This window comes from Clostridium gelidum, from assembly GCF_019977655.1.
In the GTDB taxonomy this organism is placed as follows: domain Bacteria; phylum Bacillota; class Clostridia; order Clostridiales; family Clostridiaceae; genus Clostridium; species Clostridium gelidum.
This window is the reverse complement of the sequence record NZ_AP024849.1, coordinates 891,511-908,089: the sequence shown is the minus strand read 5'-3', so window position 1 is coordinate 908,089 and position 16,579 is coordinate 891,511. Positions and strand designations below refer to the sequence as shown.

Sequence of the window (16,579 nt, the reverse complement as noted above, 5' to 3'; positions counted from 1 at the left end):
CTTCCTCTCTTATTTTAATTAATAATTGTCTATTTTTCATGCAATTAATTATTAGTTGGCTTCTATTTTTGATATTTGATCTATTCTTTCTGGATAATCTTCTAAAACTTTATGGTAATAAACTAACCATGATAGATACCTATTTCTTAAGTTTTTACATATGTTTCTTTTCTTCTCAATATCAATTCCAGATTCCTCATAACAATCTGCATAGCAAATATCACATAGCTGGACAGCCCAGCATTTAGAGCAATCTTGTATGGATTCCTCTTCATATTTATTTAAATAATACTTTTTAACTGCTTCCTCATTTAAACCAGTATCTACATGTCCTATCACTGGCGAATCTCCAATACGTTCACAAACTTTATAGCTGCCATCTGTACATACATATAATCGTCTTTGACCTGGAAGACAACATCCATTATAATAATATAGATCTATTGGCTTGTCTCTTAATATTCTATTATGTATTTGAGTTAGTGAAGCTTCTAAAACATGTGAATAAATATTATGTTTATTTTCATTAGAAACACTTTCTCTAGTCTTCTTAATTGCCCAATCAAACCATCCATCAGCAATCTGATGATCATCATAACCTTTATTTTTTAATTCATCAAAATAACTTTCAGGCACAGTACCTTGCGCTGGATAAGTAACTCGTACTTCTGTGTCATCTGACAAGAAATCTAAAGATCCAAAAAAGCTATTTATTTTTTCTAAACGTTCTACTGTATATGGTGGCAATAAAACTGCATTAACTGTGATAGTAGTTTTTTTGTATTTATTAATCGCTTCCGATAATAGTTTAAGACCTCTAAATGCATCTTTAAATGTCGGTTTACCATCAGCATATACCCTTGCAGTATTTTGAACTTCCTCTGGTCCATCTAAGCTTACAACAATACTCAAATTAGGAATGCGTGCCAAGTAATCTGCTATTTCCTTTGTAACTAATGTTAAATTTGTAGTAAATGAAAAGCTTAAATTGCAATCCTTGAGATGCTCTAATGAATATTCTATACACTGTTTCATTACATCAAATTTTACTAATGGCTCTCCACCATAAAAAGTTATAGCTAATCTCTTATTGCTACGATGCAAATATATATAATCAATTGCTTTTTTTGCAGTTTCAAATTCTATACTTTTAGTGTTAAAATTTCTAGTTCCATCATTATAATCATTATAAATACAATACTTACATCTCAAATTGCATTTACCTGTCAATTCAATTATTAATTGTTCCATTTGCAAATTTTCTTCTTTAATTTTATTTTCTAAAGGTATGAAATGCTTTATTTCTGGATTACAAAGCAAATTTTCTTCTTTAAGAAAATCAATAACATTATCTATATTTTTATTTTCATCAGCTATATTTCTAAGTTGTGATGCAGAAGTATTTTCATCAAACAATCCAGTAATAAATGGTGAACTTTCCTCATCCAACTGAACAACTTTACCTGTGCCCGTATCATATACATAATTGCTTTTATCGGTAGAAAAAGTAGCCCCTAATCTATAAATATCTCCTGTTTCTTTTTCTTTAATTAAACTATTAATGCTTATCATTTATCTTCCTCCTTCATGCTTATCATAAAAATGTTTTGTTAAAAAAACTCCTAAAATTATATTCAATATTGCTGCAGTAGTTATTACATATGGAGATCTAATAGCAGAATAGTAATTAGATCTCACAAGCTCTCCATAAATATCCATCCCGCTACTTGGGAAAATATCACTTATAAAATAAACTAAGTTTGGTGCACTAGGCACACTTTGAATGATAATTGGTGCTATTAATATAGCAACAGAAAATGCCAAAGCATATATCGGTGACTTAATCCTAGAAGATACACATAATGTAATAATGATTACTGAAATCACAGATATTATCCCTAGTAAAATTGTCTGCATAAATACTTGTCCAATTGTATATGGGCTACATGAAAATATACTTATGAGTTGTATAGGATCTTTCAGTCCCTTCACTCCAAAAAGCATAGTACATGATAATGTATATACTCCCATATAAACTATATACAAAAGAATTCCAACTATTGACATTGCTATAGTTCTAGATAATGCAAGTGCTTTTCTACCATGTTTAGTTGTTCTAAAAACAACATCAGCTCCATTCTGATAATTGCCAGAGAATAATTGTACTGCTAATGTACAACATAAAAATGCAATTACCCTCATACTTGCCCCTAATTTATCAAGCGCAGAATCCCAACCTACTTTCGGATAATAATAAAATGGTATGTTTATTTTTTCTGCTCTTTTTTGTTCTAATTCATATGCCTTTGTATTTCCTTTTAACTGCTGACCAAGATACTCATTTCTAGAATTTTTGAGTTTATCATAAAATTTCAATATATCATTTCCAGATAGCTTGTCATATATTTTAGAATAATTATAATTAACGTCTATACCGTAAACCCACTGTATTAAGTTTTTCTCCCCACTATAAGGATATACATCTTTTACAAGCACCTCATCTGGAGTAGATTCACCATACTTTTTGTAAATTTCTTTCTGCTTTTCAAAAACATCAGCCAAATGTTTTCCAGATAACTCTGTTTCCTTTTCAACTTGTTGTATATTATGCACAGCATCTAGACCAGATAAGGTTGTAGATTCATTATTATTCAGTACATATCCATTTTCTCCATAGGTAGAAAGAATAGATAAACCAACTGCTAATATTATTAAAATAAAGAAAATAATTATAGTATTGTGCATTTTTAATATATGTTTCAATTCTAATTTAATAAGTCTTAACATATTTCCTCACCCTAACTTATAATTTTTAATCTCTTCTTTGAACTCCCACAAATATACATCTTCTAACGTCGGAACACAGCTTTGCGCATTTTCAAATATTGGACTGTCACTAACATATCTTACCTCTAATTTATTATTATCCTCATAATGAATGTTAATAATATTTTCTTGTTTCAATAAGACGTTAACTTCATTTTCACTACCATGTGCAGTCCATATCTTGCCTATAAGATTACTTATTAATTTTTCCCGATTTCCAACTGATATAATTTTACCTTGCCTCATAATGATATTGTTTGTTGATATATTTTCAATATCCGATACTATATGAGTTGATATAATGACTATTTTATCCTTTGCATATTCTGATATAAGCTGTCTAAAACGAATTCTTTCTCCTGGATCTAATCCAGCTGTTGGCTCATCAAATATCAATATTTTAGGGTTATTTAATAACGCTTGTGCTATTCCTACACGCCTTAGTGTTCCACCTGATAATTGACATACTTTCCTCTTTGTATATTCTGTTAAACTTAATACTTCAATTAACTTATTAATTTGTTTCTTTGCCTTTGCATAAGGTAAGCCTTTTAATTCTGCCATATACTCCAAATAATCTTTTACCGTGAATGTTCCATCACAGCCAAAATTTTGTGGTAAATATCCAAGTATACTTCTATATTCATCATCTAGTTTTAACACAGGTTGGTTTTCAAAATAAATAACACCACTATCAGGTTTTAATACATCACATATAATATTCATTAATGTTGTTTTTCCAGCACCATTAGCCCCAATTAGCCCCCATATTCCATTAGAAACTTCTATATTAACATTATCTACAGCCTTTTTACCCGAAAAACTTTTACAGATATTGTTTAATGTTAATTTCATTTCATTTCCTCCTAACATGCATTATCTACAGATTTATTCAACTTATCTCTCTGTGTAGAATATAAATCATAATAAAGTCCTTTATTATTTACTAATTCCATATGCTTACCTTGTTCAAGAATTACTCCTTCTTTCATAACTATTATTTCATCTGCTAATGATATACTAGAAAACCTATGTGTAATAAATATTGCCAATCTTTCTTCTTTATTAGAATTTATTTGTCGAATAATATGATTTTCTGCTTCTACATCAATAGATGAAAATGGTTCATCAAATATACATATTAAACTATCACAATAACAACATCTTGCTATTGCTATTTTTTGCCACTGACCCTGAGATATATCTGTTCCATACTTCCAATCTTTCATTAATAATGTTTCTTCTTTAAATGGTAAACCATCAATTAGCTCTTCTATACCAGCTATATTAACTGCCTTAGAAAAACATATTCCTTTCTTTTTAGTACCTCTTATTGCAATATTATCGTGTATGCTGAATGGATATTTTATAAAATCTTGAAAAATAGCACTAATATTTGAATAGTATTCTTCATCATTAATTTCTTGCAAATTAATTCCATCTATTAATATCTTCCCCATAGTAGGTTTATATAACTTTAACAACAATTTAATTAAAGTTGTTTTTCCTGAACCATTAAGACCTACAATAGAGTATGTCTTTCCAACTTCAAATTTTAAATTTATATTTTTTAATGCAAATTTTTGGTTTTTTGGATATTTAAATGAAACATTTTGAAATTCAATACACGAAATTTTACAATCTATTCTTCTATTAATTTCATCTGATTGAATATTTGTTTTTTCTATAACATCTAGTGATCTTAGATATAAAATACTATTATGCAATACAGAAATTTGATTTGACAATTCGATAATTGATGATTTTAAATTATCTTGTGCATTAAAATATAATACAATTGTTCCCAGACTACATTTACTTTCAATGGATAATATTAAAATCCAAACTTTAAGAAAAGTCGAAATTATTTCATCTAATCCTTGAGATGATACCTTCTTTGCTAATAGGATTTTCCTAGCTTTTTTATCATTCTTTAAGAACTTTAAATAATTATCTTTTATAATCTGTACTATTTTAAGTCCAATTCCATACAATTTTATTTCTTTAATATTTTCATTTTTAATTAATATCATTTTTAGATAATTAATTAATCTAAATTTTTCTGTACGTTCAAAAAATACATTATACCAATATGTGTTTGTTTTTAAAGAAATATACAATGCTGGTAATGCTGAAATTACACTTACAATAACGACCTTCCAGTCAAATTGTATTATTATAACTATAAACCCCATTGCTTTAATAATAGAATAAATACATTCTGATATTGAATCTAAAAGACTTAAACAATTTTGTGATGTATGAGATATAGCCATATTTATATGGTTATATATATCAGAATCATCAAATACTTCCATAGAAAATTTCAAACTTTTCTTCAATATCATTTCAGTAATATGCAAGTCTAACAAATCACCATATGTCTGTTTAATATATTGTAAAAATCCATTTAATAAATATCCTAGTAGTGTAACTATTGATAAGAATATTAACGATTCAATTCCTATATTTAACCATTTTTCTTGTGAAATCATAATTACTACTGCATCTAAAAACTTCTGCCATATCAATAAATTAATAGGTGCAATTAAACCTGTTAAAATACTTATACCTAATATTAGAATTAAATATATCGGTGAAGCAGACATTAGTATATAAATACCTTTTCTTAATAGCATTAACTTCTGCTTGAAATTCAATTTATCACTCATTACATCACCCCATAATAGATATTATTTATTTTTTAGATCTTTTCGCATTTTTTATAACTATTTTTATTGGCTGATGAGTAATATAATCTAAATGTACAAATATTCTTTCATCTATGACATCTGCTAATTCTAAAACATTTTTCAAATCAAAAATTGGTATATCATACAATACATAATTGTAAAATTTATTAATCAAATCCTCATTACTTTCATCTTGCAAAGACCATTCTTTTATATACTTATAAAACAATTTTTTATAATAGAACAATTCTTTAACAGTATTTTTTTTCTCTAAACAGCGTCTTAACTTATTGGCTATATTATTTGAACTATCTACATTGATATCAATTAAAGTAATAACTATATATCTCTCTGAATAAGTAAAATATTTTTCCTTTACATAAGTATCAGTATAAAAATATTTTTTGCATAGATATTGTAAATAACATAATATAAACGTTTTATTTATTGATTCTTCTATACTTAAAATATTATTTATTTTAAAATATAGGTCGATTGTACACTTCTTATCTTCTATTTCGTTAATATGTAAAACCATATCTGTATCTGATATACATTCACTTATTTTTATTTTTTTAGCTAATTTATCTTTTTGAATTATAGCTTTCACTTGTTCTTGTATATCTCTTTTTTCATTAAACCGTATTTTATAAAATATATTTTTCCTTTTTATATTATTTAGCCAAACTTCAATATCCTTGTATGTTATTTGGCTAATCTCATCAACTTTTCCCATAGCAAAATAACTAATTCTGTTTTCTGTTACAAATCTAACTATTTTTTCTCTCTCAATAGTGATTTTTTCCATACCATTACATTCATTTATCACTTGAACTTTTGCTCTTTCTACATTCTGAGAATTTATTATATCTCCAGTCTCTATCAAATCATCTATGTAATTAATCCATTCTTTTTCTTCTTTTATTGCTGTATAATATAAGCATGCATGATCCAAACATGTATAACCATGAGCATATTTTAGAGATGGCTTTTTTAATATACTATTATAATATGGCATTAAACATACATGTTCACCAACATGAGCTAATCCACTGAATTTTTCTTTTTCTTCTATTCCTTTTGCAATTAAGATATATAGATGTTCATATTTAGAATTGTTTATATTATTAAAATTAATAATATTTCACCTTCTTCGATTAAAAACTTTATTATTTATTTTTTATTCATACTAGGTTTTATTATGATTTTTTAGGTCTCTTTGGTTGGTGATATATACCAGAACAAAATGGTGGATATTTATGCAAATTTTTTTCTACCTCTATTCTTGTGATACATTCAATTATTTTTAATAAATTTTTCTTAACTTTTTTCATTTTCTATTACCTCCTGTTTCAATATTTTAGCTATTAAAAACAAAATTGCACATAATATTATAGAAATTGACATATAACTTACGATAATTATATTTAAACCAACAAAGATCGAAAAATATATTATTCCACTTTCAATAATAAGAATCAATCTTGCTGCTCTTTTAGATTCATATAGTTCACAAAAATCCATATTCATATTCGGGTGATTAATTGTTCCTATAATCCATATAACTACAATAGATAATATAAGGACAGCATTTAAAATTCGAAAATTTCTTACTAAAAAAGCATCTGTAAATACAATTAATATATAAGTACTGACTGTTCCAAAATAGCATTGTAAAAATGTATTAGCATGATATCCGCTTGTCCTTTTTCTTAATGACAGAAAAAATATAAGAAAAATACAAGTATATATAAATAAACCTAAACATATGCTAATTACTATAATAGTTCCTAAAGTTATAAATCTTTCTACAATACATATAAAAGCATAAACATAATCTTCTTCTTTTTTTACATCAATTAATTTTTCATCACACATTTTTTTTACTAAAATATTTGCTATCTTCTCAACCATAACCACTCCCTCTAAATAAAAGTATAGCTTTCAATCTTTATAATACAATACCTTTTGCAGAAAATTACTTTTTATTGCAGAAATGGATGTTTATTAAATGTCATATTATAAATATTTTAGCCTATTACTCATTTGCATATATTATTTATTGATTAAAATTGAAAAATAAAATTGATTTCTACTGCTTTTTATAATATAAGATCCATTATATTTTTTTATTGTATTTATTATATTGTTTATTCCAATTCCATGTTCTTCTTTATTTTCTTTCGAAGTTAATATTCTTCCATTATCATACAAAACATTATCGCTATATGTATTTTTTACTGATATAATAATAAAATCATTTTCACTTATAAATTTAAATTTCAATATCTTCTTACCTGAACATTTATCGCAAGCTTCAATAGCGTTATCTAGTAAATTAGACAATATTACAATAATATCTTCATTACTAATTTCTACATTAGATAGGTCGTTGACTTTAATTACAAAAATAATATTTTTATTTATTGCTTCTTGATATTTTATATTTAAAATGGCATTAACAATAACATTATTCGTATTAATTGCGTCTAATTCCTTATTTAAATTATCACTTATACTTTTTATATATTCTTCTAGCTCTGCATAATTTTTTTTCTTTACTAAAGAATCAATGCATATTATTTGATTTTTATATTCATGTGTTTTTTTCTTTTGATTATCAAAACTTTTTGAAATAGATTCATATATAATAGTTTGACTTTTTACTTCCATTTCAAAAATTTTATTTTTATGAAGTTCCATTTCACGTTCTAAAATATCATTAATTAGATAAAATACTATCATATTCATTCCAACTAATCCAAACGCTATAATAAAATAAACATCTGCCTGTCGTTCACTTGTAATATATTCTGAAATTGAAAGCATCATTACTATCACACATATTGTGAACACTGGGAAAAACACAAATCTTATCCATTCTGAATCTTTCAAAATTTTCGGATATTTATTCCCCATATATTTTTTTATTAATAACACAATTAAGAAAAGTAATATTTTCCCTAAAATTATAATTAAATTGCTGTCAAAATCATACGATTTTTCTAGAACTTTTTTGTACAAAAAAAGTATAGTATTTATTGAAAATGTAAAATAATCTACAACAAGAAGTAATCCTTGAAATAGCATAGATAATATAACTGATTTTATAATCGTAATATTTATATATAAATACATTAATATTGTACTTATAACAATAATTAATATCTGTTTGATTAGAAAATAATTTGCGAAAAATAATGCAAGCAAATACACTGATAGTATTAATGCTATTATTACTATATAATTTTTATAAGTTTTCTTTTTACTGCGTCTTTCACCAAAAGCCTCAAAAAATATTTTGCAACAAAATATTTCTAACATAACTACTAAAAAACTTTGTATATAATCAAACATCATATTTCTCCTATATATTCAATAAATGTATTTTTTACATCTTTATATCTTGATTTAGATATAGGTAATTCTATATTATTGCTTAATATAGCTGAATGCGGTACTATATTGATTATATGCTTTATATTAACTAAAAAGCTCTGATGTATTCTAACAAATCCACTAGCTTTTAATTCTTTTTCTATTTTATTCAAAGTTTCATATAATATATATATTTTTTCTTTATCCTTAATAACATGAAATTCTAATTTATGTAATTTGCTTTCTATATACAACATTTTATTTAAATGAATCTCTCTAATTCCATTGTTAAATTTAAACATTTTTTTTAAGATCACATAGTTTATCTTCTCAACAATTGCATCCATACATTCATAAATTTCTTCCTCAAAATTTTTATTTCCCTTTAATAAGTAACGTATCGCATCTACTTTGTAACCTTCAAGAGTATAGTTAATATACGCAGTGACAAATACAATTAATACTTCCTTACTGAATTCCCTGATTTTTTTAGCAGTCATAATACCATTGATCTCGTCCATATTTATATCTAGGAAAACGATGGTATATTTAATCATTTCAATTCCCAGCTCTATAAATTCTTTTCCAGATTTAAAAGTATCTATTTCATACTCCATCTCATGTTTATTTAAATATTTGCATAAAATATCATTTAATTCACTTATGAAATATTTTTCATCGTCGCATATAGCTATTCTAAACATATGACCATCTCCTTAATTCAAAATTTGTATATAATGTTTTTTTATACGCCATATTAATGTTTTCGTTAAAATTGAGTAAAATCTTTATTGCATCCATATATGCTTAGTAGCCAAAAGTGATATAAATACAATTTAACCTTCCTAACTCCTCTCCAACAAGAAAATCCCCTCGCGGGGGCTGTGAGTTTTATTTGTTTAAAACAGAAATGGTTCATCTTCACCAACGTCTTTTATCAATTCCACATTTTTTATTCTATACTGCTCTTTTTTTCTGTCAGCCTATCAATTGATTTATCCCACGGGTCAATTCCAAATACTTTAGAGCTTTCTCCAAATCTTTATGCTAATTCAAGTAGCAGGAAACCTGTCCCACATCCAATATCAACTATTGTGGAGTTTTTTTCAAGTGGAATATTGTTTAATAATACAACTCCAAAAGGTGATGACCATAAAGGTAGTTCATCATAATAACGAACCATTTTATCCTCAAAATTTATTTTGTCATGTAAAAATCCCAAAGTTAACATCCCCCTTGTATAATCTTGCTTGAAATAAAATATCAATTTAATACGTCATAATATACCATTGTGCATTAAATTATTATTTATTTTATCTATATTTTAACATTTTATAGCCATAAAAAGTATAATATTCCTAATTATATTAAATATTCTTTTAAAAAATCCTCCTTACTATGTACCCCCCCCCCTTAATGTCTGACCAAAATATCCAGTATTTCTTTCCTCTTCTTTTCCCTTTTTTGCTCAAACTTTAGTGTAAATTACATAAATGTCTGAACATTTCTCTGTATTTTTCTCTATGGCTGTTTTCTGTTAAGCTGCGCTTCGATTTATTCGCTTCCTAACCGTCGCGGAAGCAGGTTTTCTCACCAGTGCTTCTTTATATTTTTTTAACAGTTTTCCCGCTATTGCGGTGGGGTTGTTGGAGTTCTTAAGCTTAGATTGGTGAAATATCTCTTCCTATATTCCCTCTTTATCTTCCTCTTCAAAAATCCTTTTAAGCTTTTATTTATGTGGGTTTACATCAATTATTTCTTCTGTATTTCTCTTCGCTTTCGGTGATGAGATTTTTTTCACCAGGTCTTCTTCATTTTTTTCTGGAAGGGGTTATGAAGAGGGCGTTGGTGGAGTTATTTTTTGATGAAGAAGTCTCTATTTTTTTCTCAGATTATTTCCCTTTTTCTTTCTCTATTTTCTTCATCAAAAAAAGAACTAAGGTTTTGCCTTAGCTCTTAGTTTCACTTGGGTTTTGACTAGTTTCTTATTTGAGTTTCTTCGCCTTGTTCCCTTATCCCTTAAACTTCGCTTCGCCTAGCGATTTTGTGCTAGGTTTAGACAGGTTGGGCATGGTTTAGGTGGTTATAGGTTATGGTTGGGAATTAATTACATTTCTGTACTCACCCCACAATCCTTGCCGAAAAAATCCCCTTCAAACCCGCATTTCTTCGTTCATTTCCTTAAACCTTGCCGACAAATTAGCCTTAAGGACAGTCGTATTCATTACCTCTTACACCGTCAATGTTTATTCGGAATCCTACTAAAGTCTGCCGTTTTTATGGTTAAGGATAAGAGCAAATGGGAAAAAAATAGGACTAAGTTTTACCTTAATCCTATCATTCCTTATTCCCTTTAAATCCTTTAAAATCGCCATTCGGCACGGAAGTTAGGTTTAAGGTTTTATGCTTAAAAGCCACTAACTTTTCCCTTATATCCTTACTCCCTTCAATCCCTTTTTCATCCCTTATCCCTATCATCGTTTTCGTCAAGGTTTATCAGAATCGGCATGGTTTAGTGGAAGTTGGCAGGGTTTATTAGGTAGCTACAATTTCTTGATTAATTTAACAATTGTCTCCACATGAGGAGTATTTGGGAACATATCTTTCACCTTAGTTTGAATAACCTCATATCCTCTTTCTGTGAGTACCTTAAGGTCAGTAACTAAAGTTTTAGGATTACAGGAAACATATATTATTTCTGGTGCCTTGAATTTAATTACATAATCTAGAGCCTTAGGGTGTACTCCACTTCTTGGTGGATCTAGAATTATTATGTCTGGTTTGTCTTTTACATTTTTTATAATTTCTGCTACATCTCCAGCCAAGAATTCGCAGTTATTTAAGCCATTTAATTTAGCATTTTCCTTTGCTGCTTCAACTGCCTCTTCTATTAGCTCAATTCCAACAACTTTTTTTGCATTTGGAGCTACTATTTGGCCAATTGTACCTGTTCCGCAATAAAGGTCAAAGATAACTTTATCTTCACTCTCTCCCATAAATTCTCTAACTATTGAATAAAGGCTTTCTGCACCTTTTGTATTAGTTTGGAAAAATGAGAATGGTGATATATTAAATTGTAATCCTAGTACAGTTTCTCTAATATAATCTTTACCATATAATAAATTAACCTTCTGAGGTATTACTGAATCAGATAATGAATCATTTTCTGTATGTAATATTGATACAAGATTTCCTTTATAGCTTTGGCTTCTTAATAAGTTAACATATTCATTTAAGTCAAAGTCAATTTGAGTTGTTGTTACTATATTTACTAGTATCTCTCCTGTATTTTCAGCTTTTCTGATTACCAAATGTCTTAAATATCCTTCTGCCTTCATTATTTTATAAAATGGTAAGTCTTGCTTTCTGAAATAATCTACAGTTAGTCTAAGAAGATTTCTATAATCCTCATCAACAATGTGACACTTATCTACAGTTACTATACCAAAAGATTTTCCTCTAATGTGCATCCCAATTGAGAGCGGTTCACCCTTTGCTTCATCTCCAAAGGTAAACTCCATCTTATTTCTATATTCCCATTGTTTTGGACTTCCTTGAATTCCTAAGTATTCACCTGTTGTAACATCTGCATCTTTAAATAAATCTTTAACTTCTTCACTTAGAAATTCTAATTGCATATCATAAGGTATGCTTTGTGATGAACAGCCTCCACAAATTCCAAAATGAGGACATGGAGCCTCAATTTCATAATCAGCTTTTTCATCTACAGATAATAATTTAATTTCTGCAAATTCTTCTCTTTTCTTTTTTACTATTCCTGTTATTGTTTGACCTGGAAATGCATTTTTAACATATATTATTTTATCTTCTGCATATCCTATTCCTGTTGATGGAAATTGTGATTTTTCTATTTTAACGCTTAAATCGCTTCCTCTTTTCATTATTTACTCCTAATGTATTCATATTTTTTCTTATTTGTATAATGACTGACATTCTTATACTCTTATCTTTTTAGCACATGAAAAACTTACTGTCAATACATAATGCACAATTCACATTTTAAATTGTGAATTGTGCATTCTTAATTAATTTATATTTAATATCTTTTTTGCAATAGTATTTTTTGCATTGCTATTTTCCATTATTGGAGCATAAATACAATTTAAGATGAAATATATAATTCCGCCTGCCAACACTACTGATCCTGTTCCTTCTGTAAACATATATCCAAATAGCTTCAAAACCACACTGCATAATAATACTAACACTGCCGAAGCTGCAACTATTAATAATTGATCAAGAGCATTAGCTAAAATAACTTGTATAGATGAACTTTCATTAATATCATCATCACTATTCTCACTATCCTCACCATTAATTAATCCATGAAGTTCACTATTTGTATTACCTTCATCTAACGTTTCGTTTTTAATGTCGTTTTCTACTTTGGTAGTTTCTATATTTGAAGTTTGAACTTCCATTTCTTCTACCTCACTATTTATTTTATTTTCGTTTATATTGTCTTTTTCCAACAAATTTTCCCCCTTATAATCTACTTCATACTCATTTCTGCATCTGCAAATTTGTATTTTTTCGTAGATAATTTATATATAATCAACTCTTTGGTGGCTATAATTTCTTCTTTTAAGCCATCTACTGTGTTGTTTATTTCAACTTGTTTGTCTCCATTTTTTAGCTTTTCAATTATTTCTTTATTTATGTCAGAATAATCTACATTTGTTTCTTCTGTAAATGCTTCTATGTACTTCTTAAAAGATGTTTTCCCTAAATCAAAGTCGTTATTTTTTACAGCATTTTCACCATCAAATTTTAAGCTTAATTTTAAGCATATGTCTCCAGTTTCTAAATTATCTCCATATGTCTTCATTCCAAAATACATACTTTCAATTTTATTTGCTTCTGGCTTATCATTATCATAATATATAGAATTATCATTTATAGATTGTGTATCTTGCTTTTTTATTTTTTCATCTTTTGTATATTTTATCCCTAATTCTTTGGTTATATTCTCCATCTTGGACAATTTTTCTTTAAAAAGCTTTTGTGTTTCTTCTATAGTATAATTTTTTGCCCATTTTCCTTCTAAATTTTTATCATCAGTATCCACATTATCTTCCGTTGTTGTTTTAGTTTTCTTTTCTGTATTCACATTTGCAGTTTTGCACCCTATCAATGAAGTGGCTACCATTAAGCTCATTAAAATACTTATAATTTTCTTAGACAACAAATTCTCCCCCTTAATTCATACACAACAAATCAATATTACAATCTTATCACTTTTGTATTACAATTATGTGTCAATATTATACTTTTGTGGTTATTTCAATATTAGCAGTCAATTAAAATTTACTTTATATAATTAACTCTAGCACAACATGTATATCTATTATATATTTTTTTATGATTTCATGCAATTATCTCCAACTATTCTAAGTTCTCGCAAAAGTCTTAAATTTCTATTTGTTCTTTTATTTTTTCAAACATCTTTTCTCCAATTCCATTTACGTTTTTTATATCTTCTATTGATTTAAATCCTCCACTTTGTTCTCTATATTCAATTATACTCTTAGCCTTTGAGTCACCTACTCCATTTAATGTTTTTAATTGTTCTATTGTTGCAGTATTTATATTTACTATATTATTAGAAGTCACTTGACTGTTACTTGTATTTAATTCTGAATTTTTAGTTGTACCTTCTTTATTTATACCATTTTTATTTGCAATATAAACCAACTCATGATTTTGTAATTTTTTTGCTCTATTTATATTGTTTAAATCTGCATTTTCAGTAAGTCCACCAGCTGCTTCTATAAGCTCCTTTACTATAGCATTTTCATCTAATGTATACACATCTGGTTTTTTTACTTCACCTTTAATTTCTACTACTATGCTTTTATCTTTTATTGGTACAGTTACTTCTTTATTCTTTGTACTGTTACTATTATTTTTCATATTATTATTCGATGTGACTGCTGATTTATCAGTATTTTCTATATCGTCAACAAAAATACTTTCCTTATCATTTTTCTTTAATTCTTTAAATCCAGATTTTAAATATAAAATTCCGAATGCAATTATTACAATAACTAATATACTTAATATTCCTATTTTTTTCTTATCCTTTAATAATTCTTGTATCACGAATTTATCTCCTTGCATACTTTTGCATAATTTAAAGTTTCTCTTCTATATATTATTCCCATGTTTTTTATATTTTAGACTATTATTGAAATTTTTATGATTTTTTATATAGCGTAAAGCTATTTTTTTTGGTAGAATATATTGTAAATGTACTGAAAAAATATTTAAGATATATATGTTGAAAAAAAATGTACGTAAAAAATAGTTAATACTACTGACCAAACGTTTATCAAACAATTTATATTGCAACATATATAGTATGGAGAATTTTATGAGACGAATTTTAAAAACTATTAATATATTATTTTTATTTCTATTTTGCTTTACATGTACTAATGTACAAGCTGAAACAACCAAACCCCAAATTAATGCTGAAGGATGTGTCTTAATTGATGCTTCTACTGGTGAAATATTATATGGGAAAAATGAAGAAAAAGTTTTAGAGCCTGCTTCAACTACAAAAGTAATGACTGCACTTATAACTTTAGAAAAATGCAAACTAGATGATGAAGTTACAGTTCAGGAAGACTTTACAAAAGTAGGTGGTACTGCTATTGGACTATTGAAAGGTGATGTATTAACTGTACATGATTTACTTTTAGGTCTTCTTTTAGACTCTGATAACGATTGTGCAAATGCTTTAGCTGATCATATATCAGGAAATGTAGCTGAATTTTCTAAACTTATGAATGATAAAGCCAAAGAACTCGGAGCCTTACATACAAACTTTAAAAATCCAAGTGGAATGCCAGATCCAGAACATACAACAACAGCCCATGATTTAGCATTATTTTTAAGGGAAGCTATAAAAAATAAAGATTATATGGCTATTTCTACTACTAAATCTGCTACAATACCACTAAAAAATAATCGTATAAGCCCTATAAGTGTAAATAATAAAAACTATATGATTAATAAAAATTCTTGTTATTATTATCCATTCGCTATCTCTGGCAAAAATGGATATACAGAAAAATCAAATCATACTTATGTTGCTGCTGCTGAAAAAAATGGGCATGTGCTTATAGCTTCATTTTTGAATGCTCTTGATAAGGATCAAAATTTTCATGACATGCAAACTGTTTTTAATTATGGTTTCGATAATTATTCATTAGTACATCTTTATAAAAAAGACGAGCAAATTTCAGAGTATAAAATAAATAATGACCTTACAATACCTGTTATAAGTCTAAAGGATATAGATTATATTGTTTCTAAAGGAAAAGAAAATACAATCTCTTCTGATCTTAAAATAAAAAAGATAGATTTAAGTAAAAAATCTTTTGATAAAGGTGATAATATCTTAAAAGGGACAATTTATGTTAATGATAAAGAATTCATAACGGTTGATTTAGCAGCTGGAGTTTCTAGGACTTATGAACCTCTAATCTCTATTAAATCTTTATCAGAGGAATCTAACCTTCCAATTTATATTGGTGCTGGTGTTGTAGTTTTAGCTGGATTAATTGGATTAAGGAAATTTATAAAAGCTGGAGTAATCGGATTAAAGGACTTTATATCAAGTAAATTTAGAAAATAATCTTTTCATTATCAGATAA

Annotated in this window: 15 protein-coding genes; 1 reads left to right on the top strand and 14 read right to left on the bottom strand. The window is 27.1% G+C overall.

Annotated features, from left to right (window positions below; all coding sequences use genetic code 11):
• Positions 1 to 51 precede the first annotated feature (51 nt).
• The 14 genes from psyc5s11_RS04270 to psyc5s11_RS04205 all read right to left on the bottom strand — a co-directional run bounded on the left by psyc5s11_RS04270 (position 52) and on the right by psyc5s11_RS04205 (position 15,020).
• Positions 52 to 1,572, bottom strand: a complete 1,521-nt coding sequence (locus psyc5s11_RS04270) for a radical SAM protein (RefSeq protein ID WP_224036396.1) — start codon at positions 1,570 to 1,572, stop codon at positions 52 to 54.
• Positions 1,573 to 2,787, bottom strand: a complete 1,215-nt coding sequence (locus tag psyc5s11_RS04265; protein ID WP_224036395.1) for a hypothetical protein — start codon at positions 2,785 to 2,787, stop codon at positions 1,573 to 1,575.
• 6 nt (positions 2,788 to 2,793) lie between these two features.
• Positions 2,794 to 3,681, bottom strand: coding sequence for an ABC transporter ATP-binding protein (locus psyc5s11_RS04260; protein ID WP_224036394.1), 888 nt, complete (start codon positions 3,679 to 3,681; stop codon positions 2,794 to 2,796).
• An 11-nt stretch (positions 3,682 to 3,692) separates the two neighbouring features.
• Positions 3,693 to 5,498: an ATP-binding cassette domain-containing protein gene (locus psyc5s11_RS04255; RefSeq protein WP_224036393.1), complete on the bottom strand. Its 1,806-nt coding sequence runs from the start codon at positions 5,496 to 5,498 to the stop codon at positions 3,693 to 3,695.
• A 25-nt stretch (positions 5,499 to 5,523) separates the two neighbouring features.
• On the bottom strand, positions 5,524 to 6,537 hold the full coding sequence (locus tag psyc5s11_RS04250) for a hypothetical protein (RefSeq protein WP_224036392.1): 1,014 nt from the start codon (positions 6,535 to 6,537) through the stop codon (positions 5,524 to 5,526).
• A 181-nt stretch (positions 6,538 to 6,718) separates the two neighbouring features.
• Positions 6,719 to 6,853, bottom strand: coding sequence for a cyclic lactone autoinducer peptide (locus tag psyc5s11_RS04245; RefSeq protein ID WP_224036391.1), 135 nt, complete (start codon positions 6,851 to 6,853; stop codon positions 6,719 to 6,721).
• Positions 6,840 to 7,433 (bottom strand): accessory gene regulator B family protein, encoded by a 594-nt coding sequence (locus psyc5s11_RS04240; protein ID WP_224036390.1) that lies wholly within the window; start codon positions 7,431 to 7,433, stop codon positions 6,840 to 6,842. Before psyc5s11_RS04240 ends, psyc5s11_RS04245 begins: the two co-directional genes overlap by 14 nt.
• A gap of 141 nt (positions 7,434 to 7,574) precedes the next feature.
• A complete protein-coding gene (locus tag psyc5s11_RS04235) occupies positions 7,575 to 8,876 on the bottom strand; it encodes a GHKL domain-containing protein (RefSeq protein ID WP_224036389.1) in 1,302 nt (433 codons plus the stop codon).
• Entirely contained in the window at positions 8,876 to 9,601 is a 726-nt protein-coding gene (locus psyc5s11_RS04230; RefSeq protein ID WP_224036388.1) for a LytR/AlgR family response regulator transcription factor, read from the bottom strand. The genes psyc5s11_RS04235 and psyc5s11_RS04230 overlap by 1 nt, the downstream gene beginning before the upstream one ends.
• Positions 9,602 to 9,939: 338 nt before the next feature.
• Positions 9,940 to 10,119, bottom strand: coding sequence for a class I SAM-dependent methyltransferase (locus psyc5s11_RS04225; RefSeq protein ID WP_224036387.1), 180 nt, complete (start codon positions 10,117 to 10,119; stop codon positions 9,940 to 9,942).
• Between the two features lie 1,321 nt (positions 10,120 to 11,440).
• Positions 11,441 to 12,799 carry a 23S rRNA (uracil(1939)-C(5))-methyltransferase RlmD gene (gene rlmD / locus psyc5s11_RS04220; protein ID WP_224036386.1) on the bottom strand — a complete coding sequence of 453 codons (1,359 nt, stop codon included), beginning with the start codon at positions 12,797 to 12,799 and terminating at the stop codon, positions 11,441 to 11,443.
• A gap of 144 nt (positions 12,800 to 12,943) precedes the next feature.
• Positions 12,944 to 13,390 carry an RDD family protein gene (locus psyc5s11_RS04215; protein ID WP_224036385.1) on the bottom strand — a complete coding sequence of 149 codons (447 nt, stop codon included), beginning with the start codon at positions 13,388 to 13,390 and terminating at the stop codon, positions 12,944 to 12,946.
• Positions 13,391 to 13,410: 20 nt separating this feature from the next.
• Complete coding sequence (locus tag psyc5s11_RS04210; protein ID WP_224036384.1) at positions 13,411 to 14,103, bottom strand: hypothetical protein; 693 nt, start codon at positions 14,101 to 14,103, stop codon at positions 13,411 to 13,413.
• 224 nt (positions 14,104 to 14,327) lie between these two features.
• Complete coding sequence (locus psyc5s11_RS04205; RefSeq protein WP_224036383.1) at positions 14,328 to 15,020, bottom strand: helix-hairpin-helix domain-containing protein; 693 nt, start codon at positions 15,018 to 15,020, stop codon at positions 14,328 to 14,330.
• 271 nt (positions 15,021 to 15,291) lie between these two features.
• On the opposite strand from psyc5s11_RS04205, the gene psyc5s11_RS04200 reads away from it, so the two are divergent.
• Positions 15,292 to 16,560: a D-alanyl-D-alanine carboxypeptidase family protein gene (locus psyc5s11_RS04200; RefSeq protein ID WP_224036382.1), complete on the top strand. Its 1,269-nt coding sequence runs from the start codon at positions 15,292 to 15,294 to the stop codon at positions 16,558 to 16,560.
• Positions 16,561 to 16,579 lie beyond the last annotated feature (19 nt).

Excerpts from the sequence above, each read along its gene's own strand:
- psyc5s11_RS04270 (WP_224036396.1), bottom strand. The coding sequence starts at position 1,572 with ATGATAAGCATTAATAGTTTAATTAAAGAAAAAGAAACAGGAGATATT.
- psyc5s11_RS04265 (WP_224036395.1), bottom strand. The coding sequence starts at position 2,787 with ATGTTAAGACTTATTAAATTAGAATTGAAACATATATTAAAAATGCAC.
- psyc5s11_RS04260 (WP_224036394.1), bottom strand. The coding sequence starts at position 3,681 with ATGAAATTAACATTAAACAATATCTGTAAAAGTTTTTCGGGTAAAAAG.
- psyc5s11_RS04255 (WP_224036393.1), bottom strand. The coding sequence starts at position 5,498 with ATGAGTGATAAATTGAATTTCAAGCAGAAGTTAATGCTATTAAGAAAA.
- psyc5s11_RS04250 (WP_224036392.1), bottom strand. The coding sequence starts at position 6,537 with ATGCCATATTATAATAGTATATTAAAAAAGCCATCTCTAAAATATGCT.
- psyc5s11_RS04245 (WP_224036391.1), bottom strand. The coding sequence starts at position 6,853 with ATGAAAAAAGTTAAGAAAAATTTATTAAAAATAATTGAATGTATCACA.
- psyc5s11_RS04240 (WP_224036390.1), bottom strand. The coding sequence starts at position 7,433 with ATGGTTGAGAAGATAGCAAATATTTTAGTAAAAAAAATGTGTGATGAA.
- psyc5s11_RS04235 (WP_224036389.1), bottom strand. The coding sequence starts at position 8,876 with ATGTTTGATTATATACAAAGTTTTTTAGTAGTTATGTTAGAAATATTT.
- psyc5s11_RS04230 (WP_224036388.1), bottom strand. The coding sequence starts at position 9,601 with ATGTTTAGAATAGCTATATGCGACGATGAAAAATATTTCATAAGTGAA.
- rlmD (WP_224036386.1), bottom strand. The coding sequence starts at position 12,799 with ATGAAAAGAGGAAGCGATTTAAGCGTTAAAATAGAAAAATCACAATTT.
- psyc5s11_RS04200 (WP_224036382.1), top strand. The coding sequence starts at position 15,292 with ATGAGACGAATTTTAAAAACTATTAATATATTATTTTTATTTCTATTT.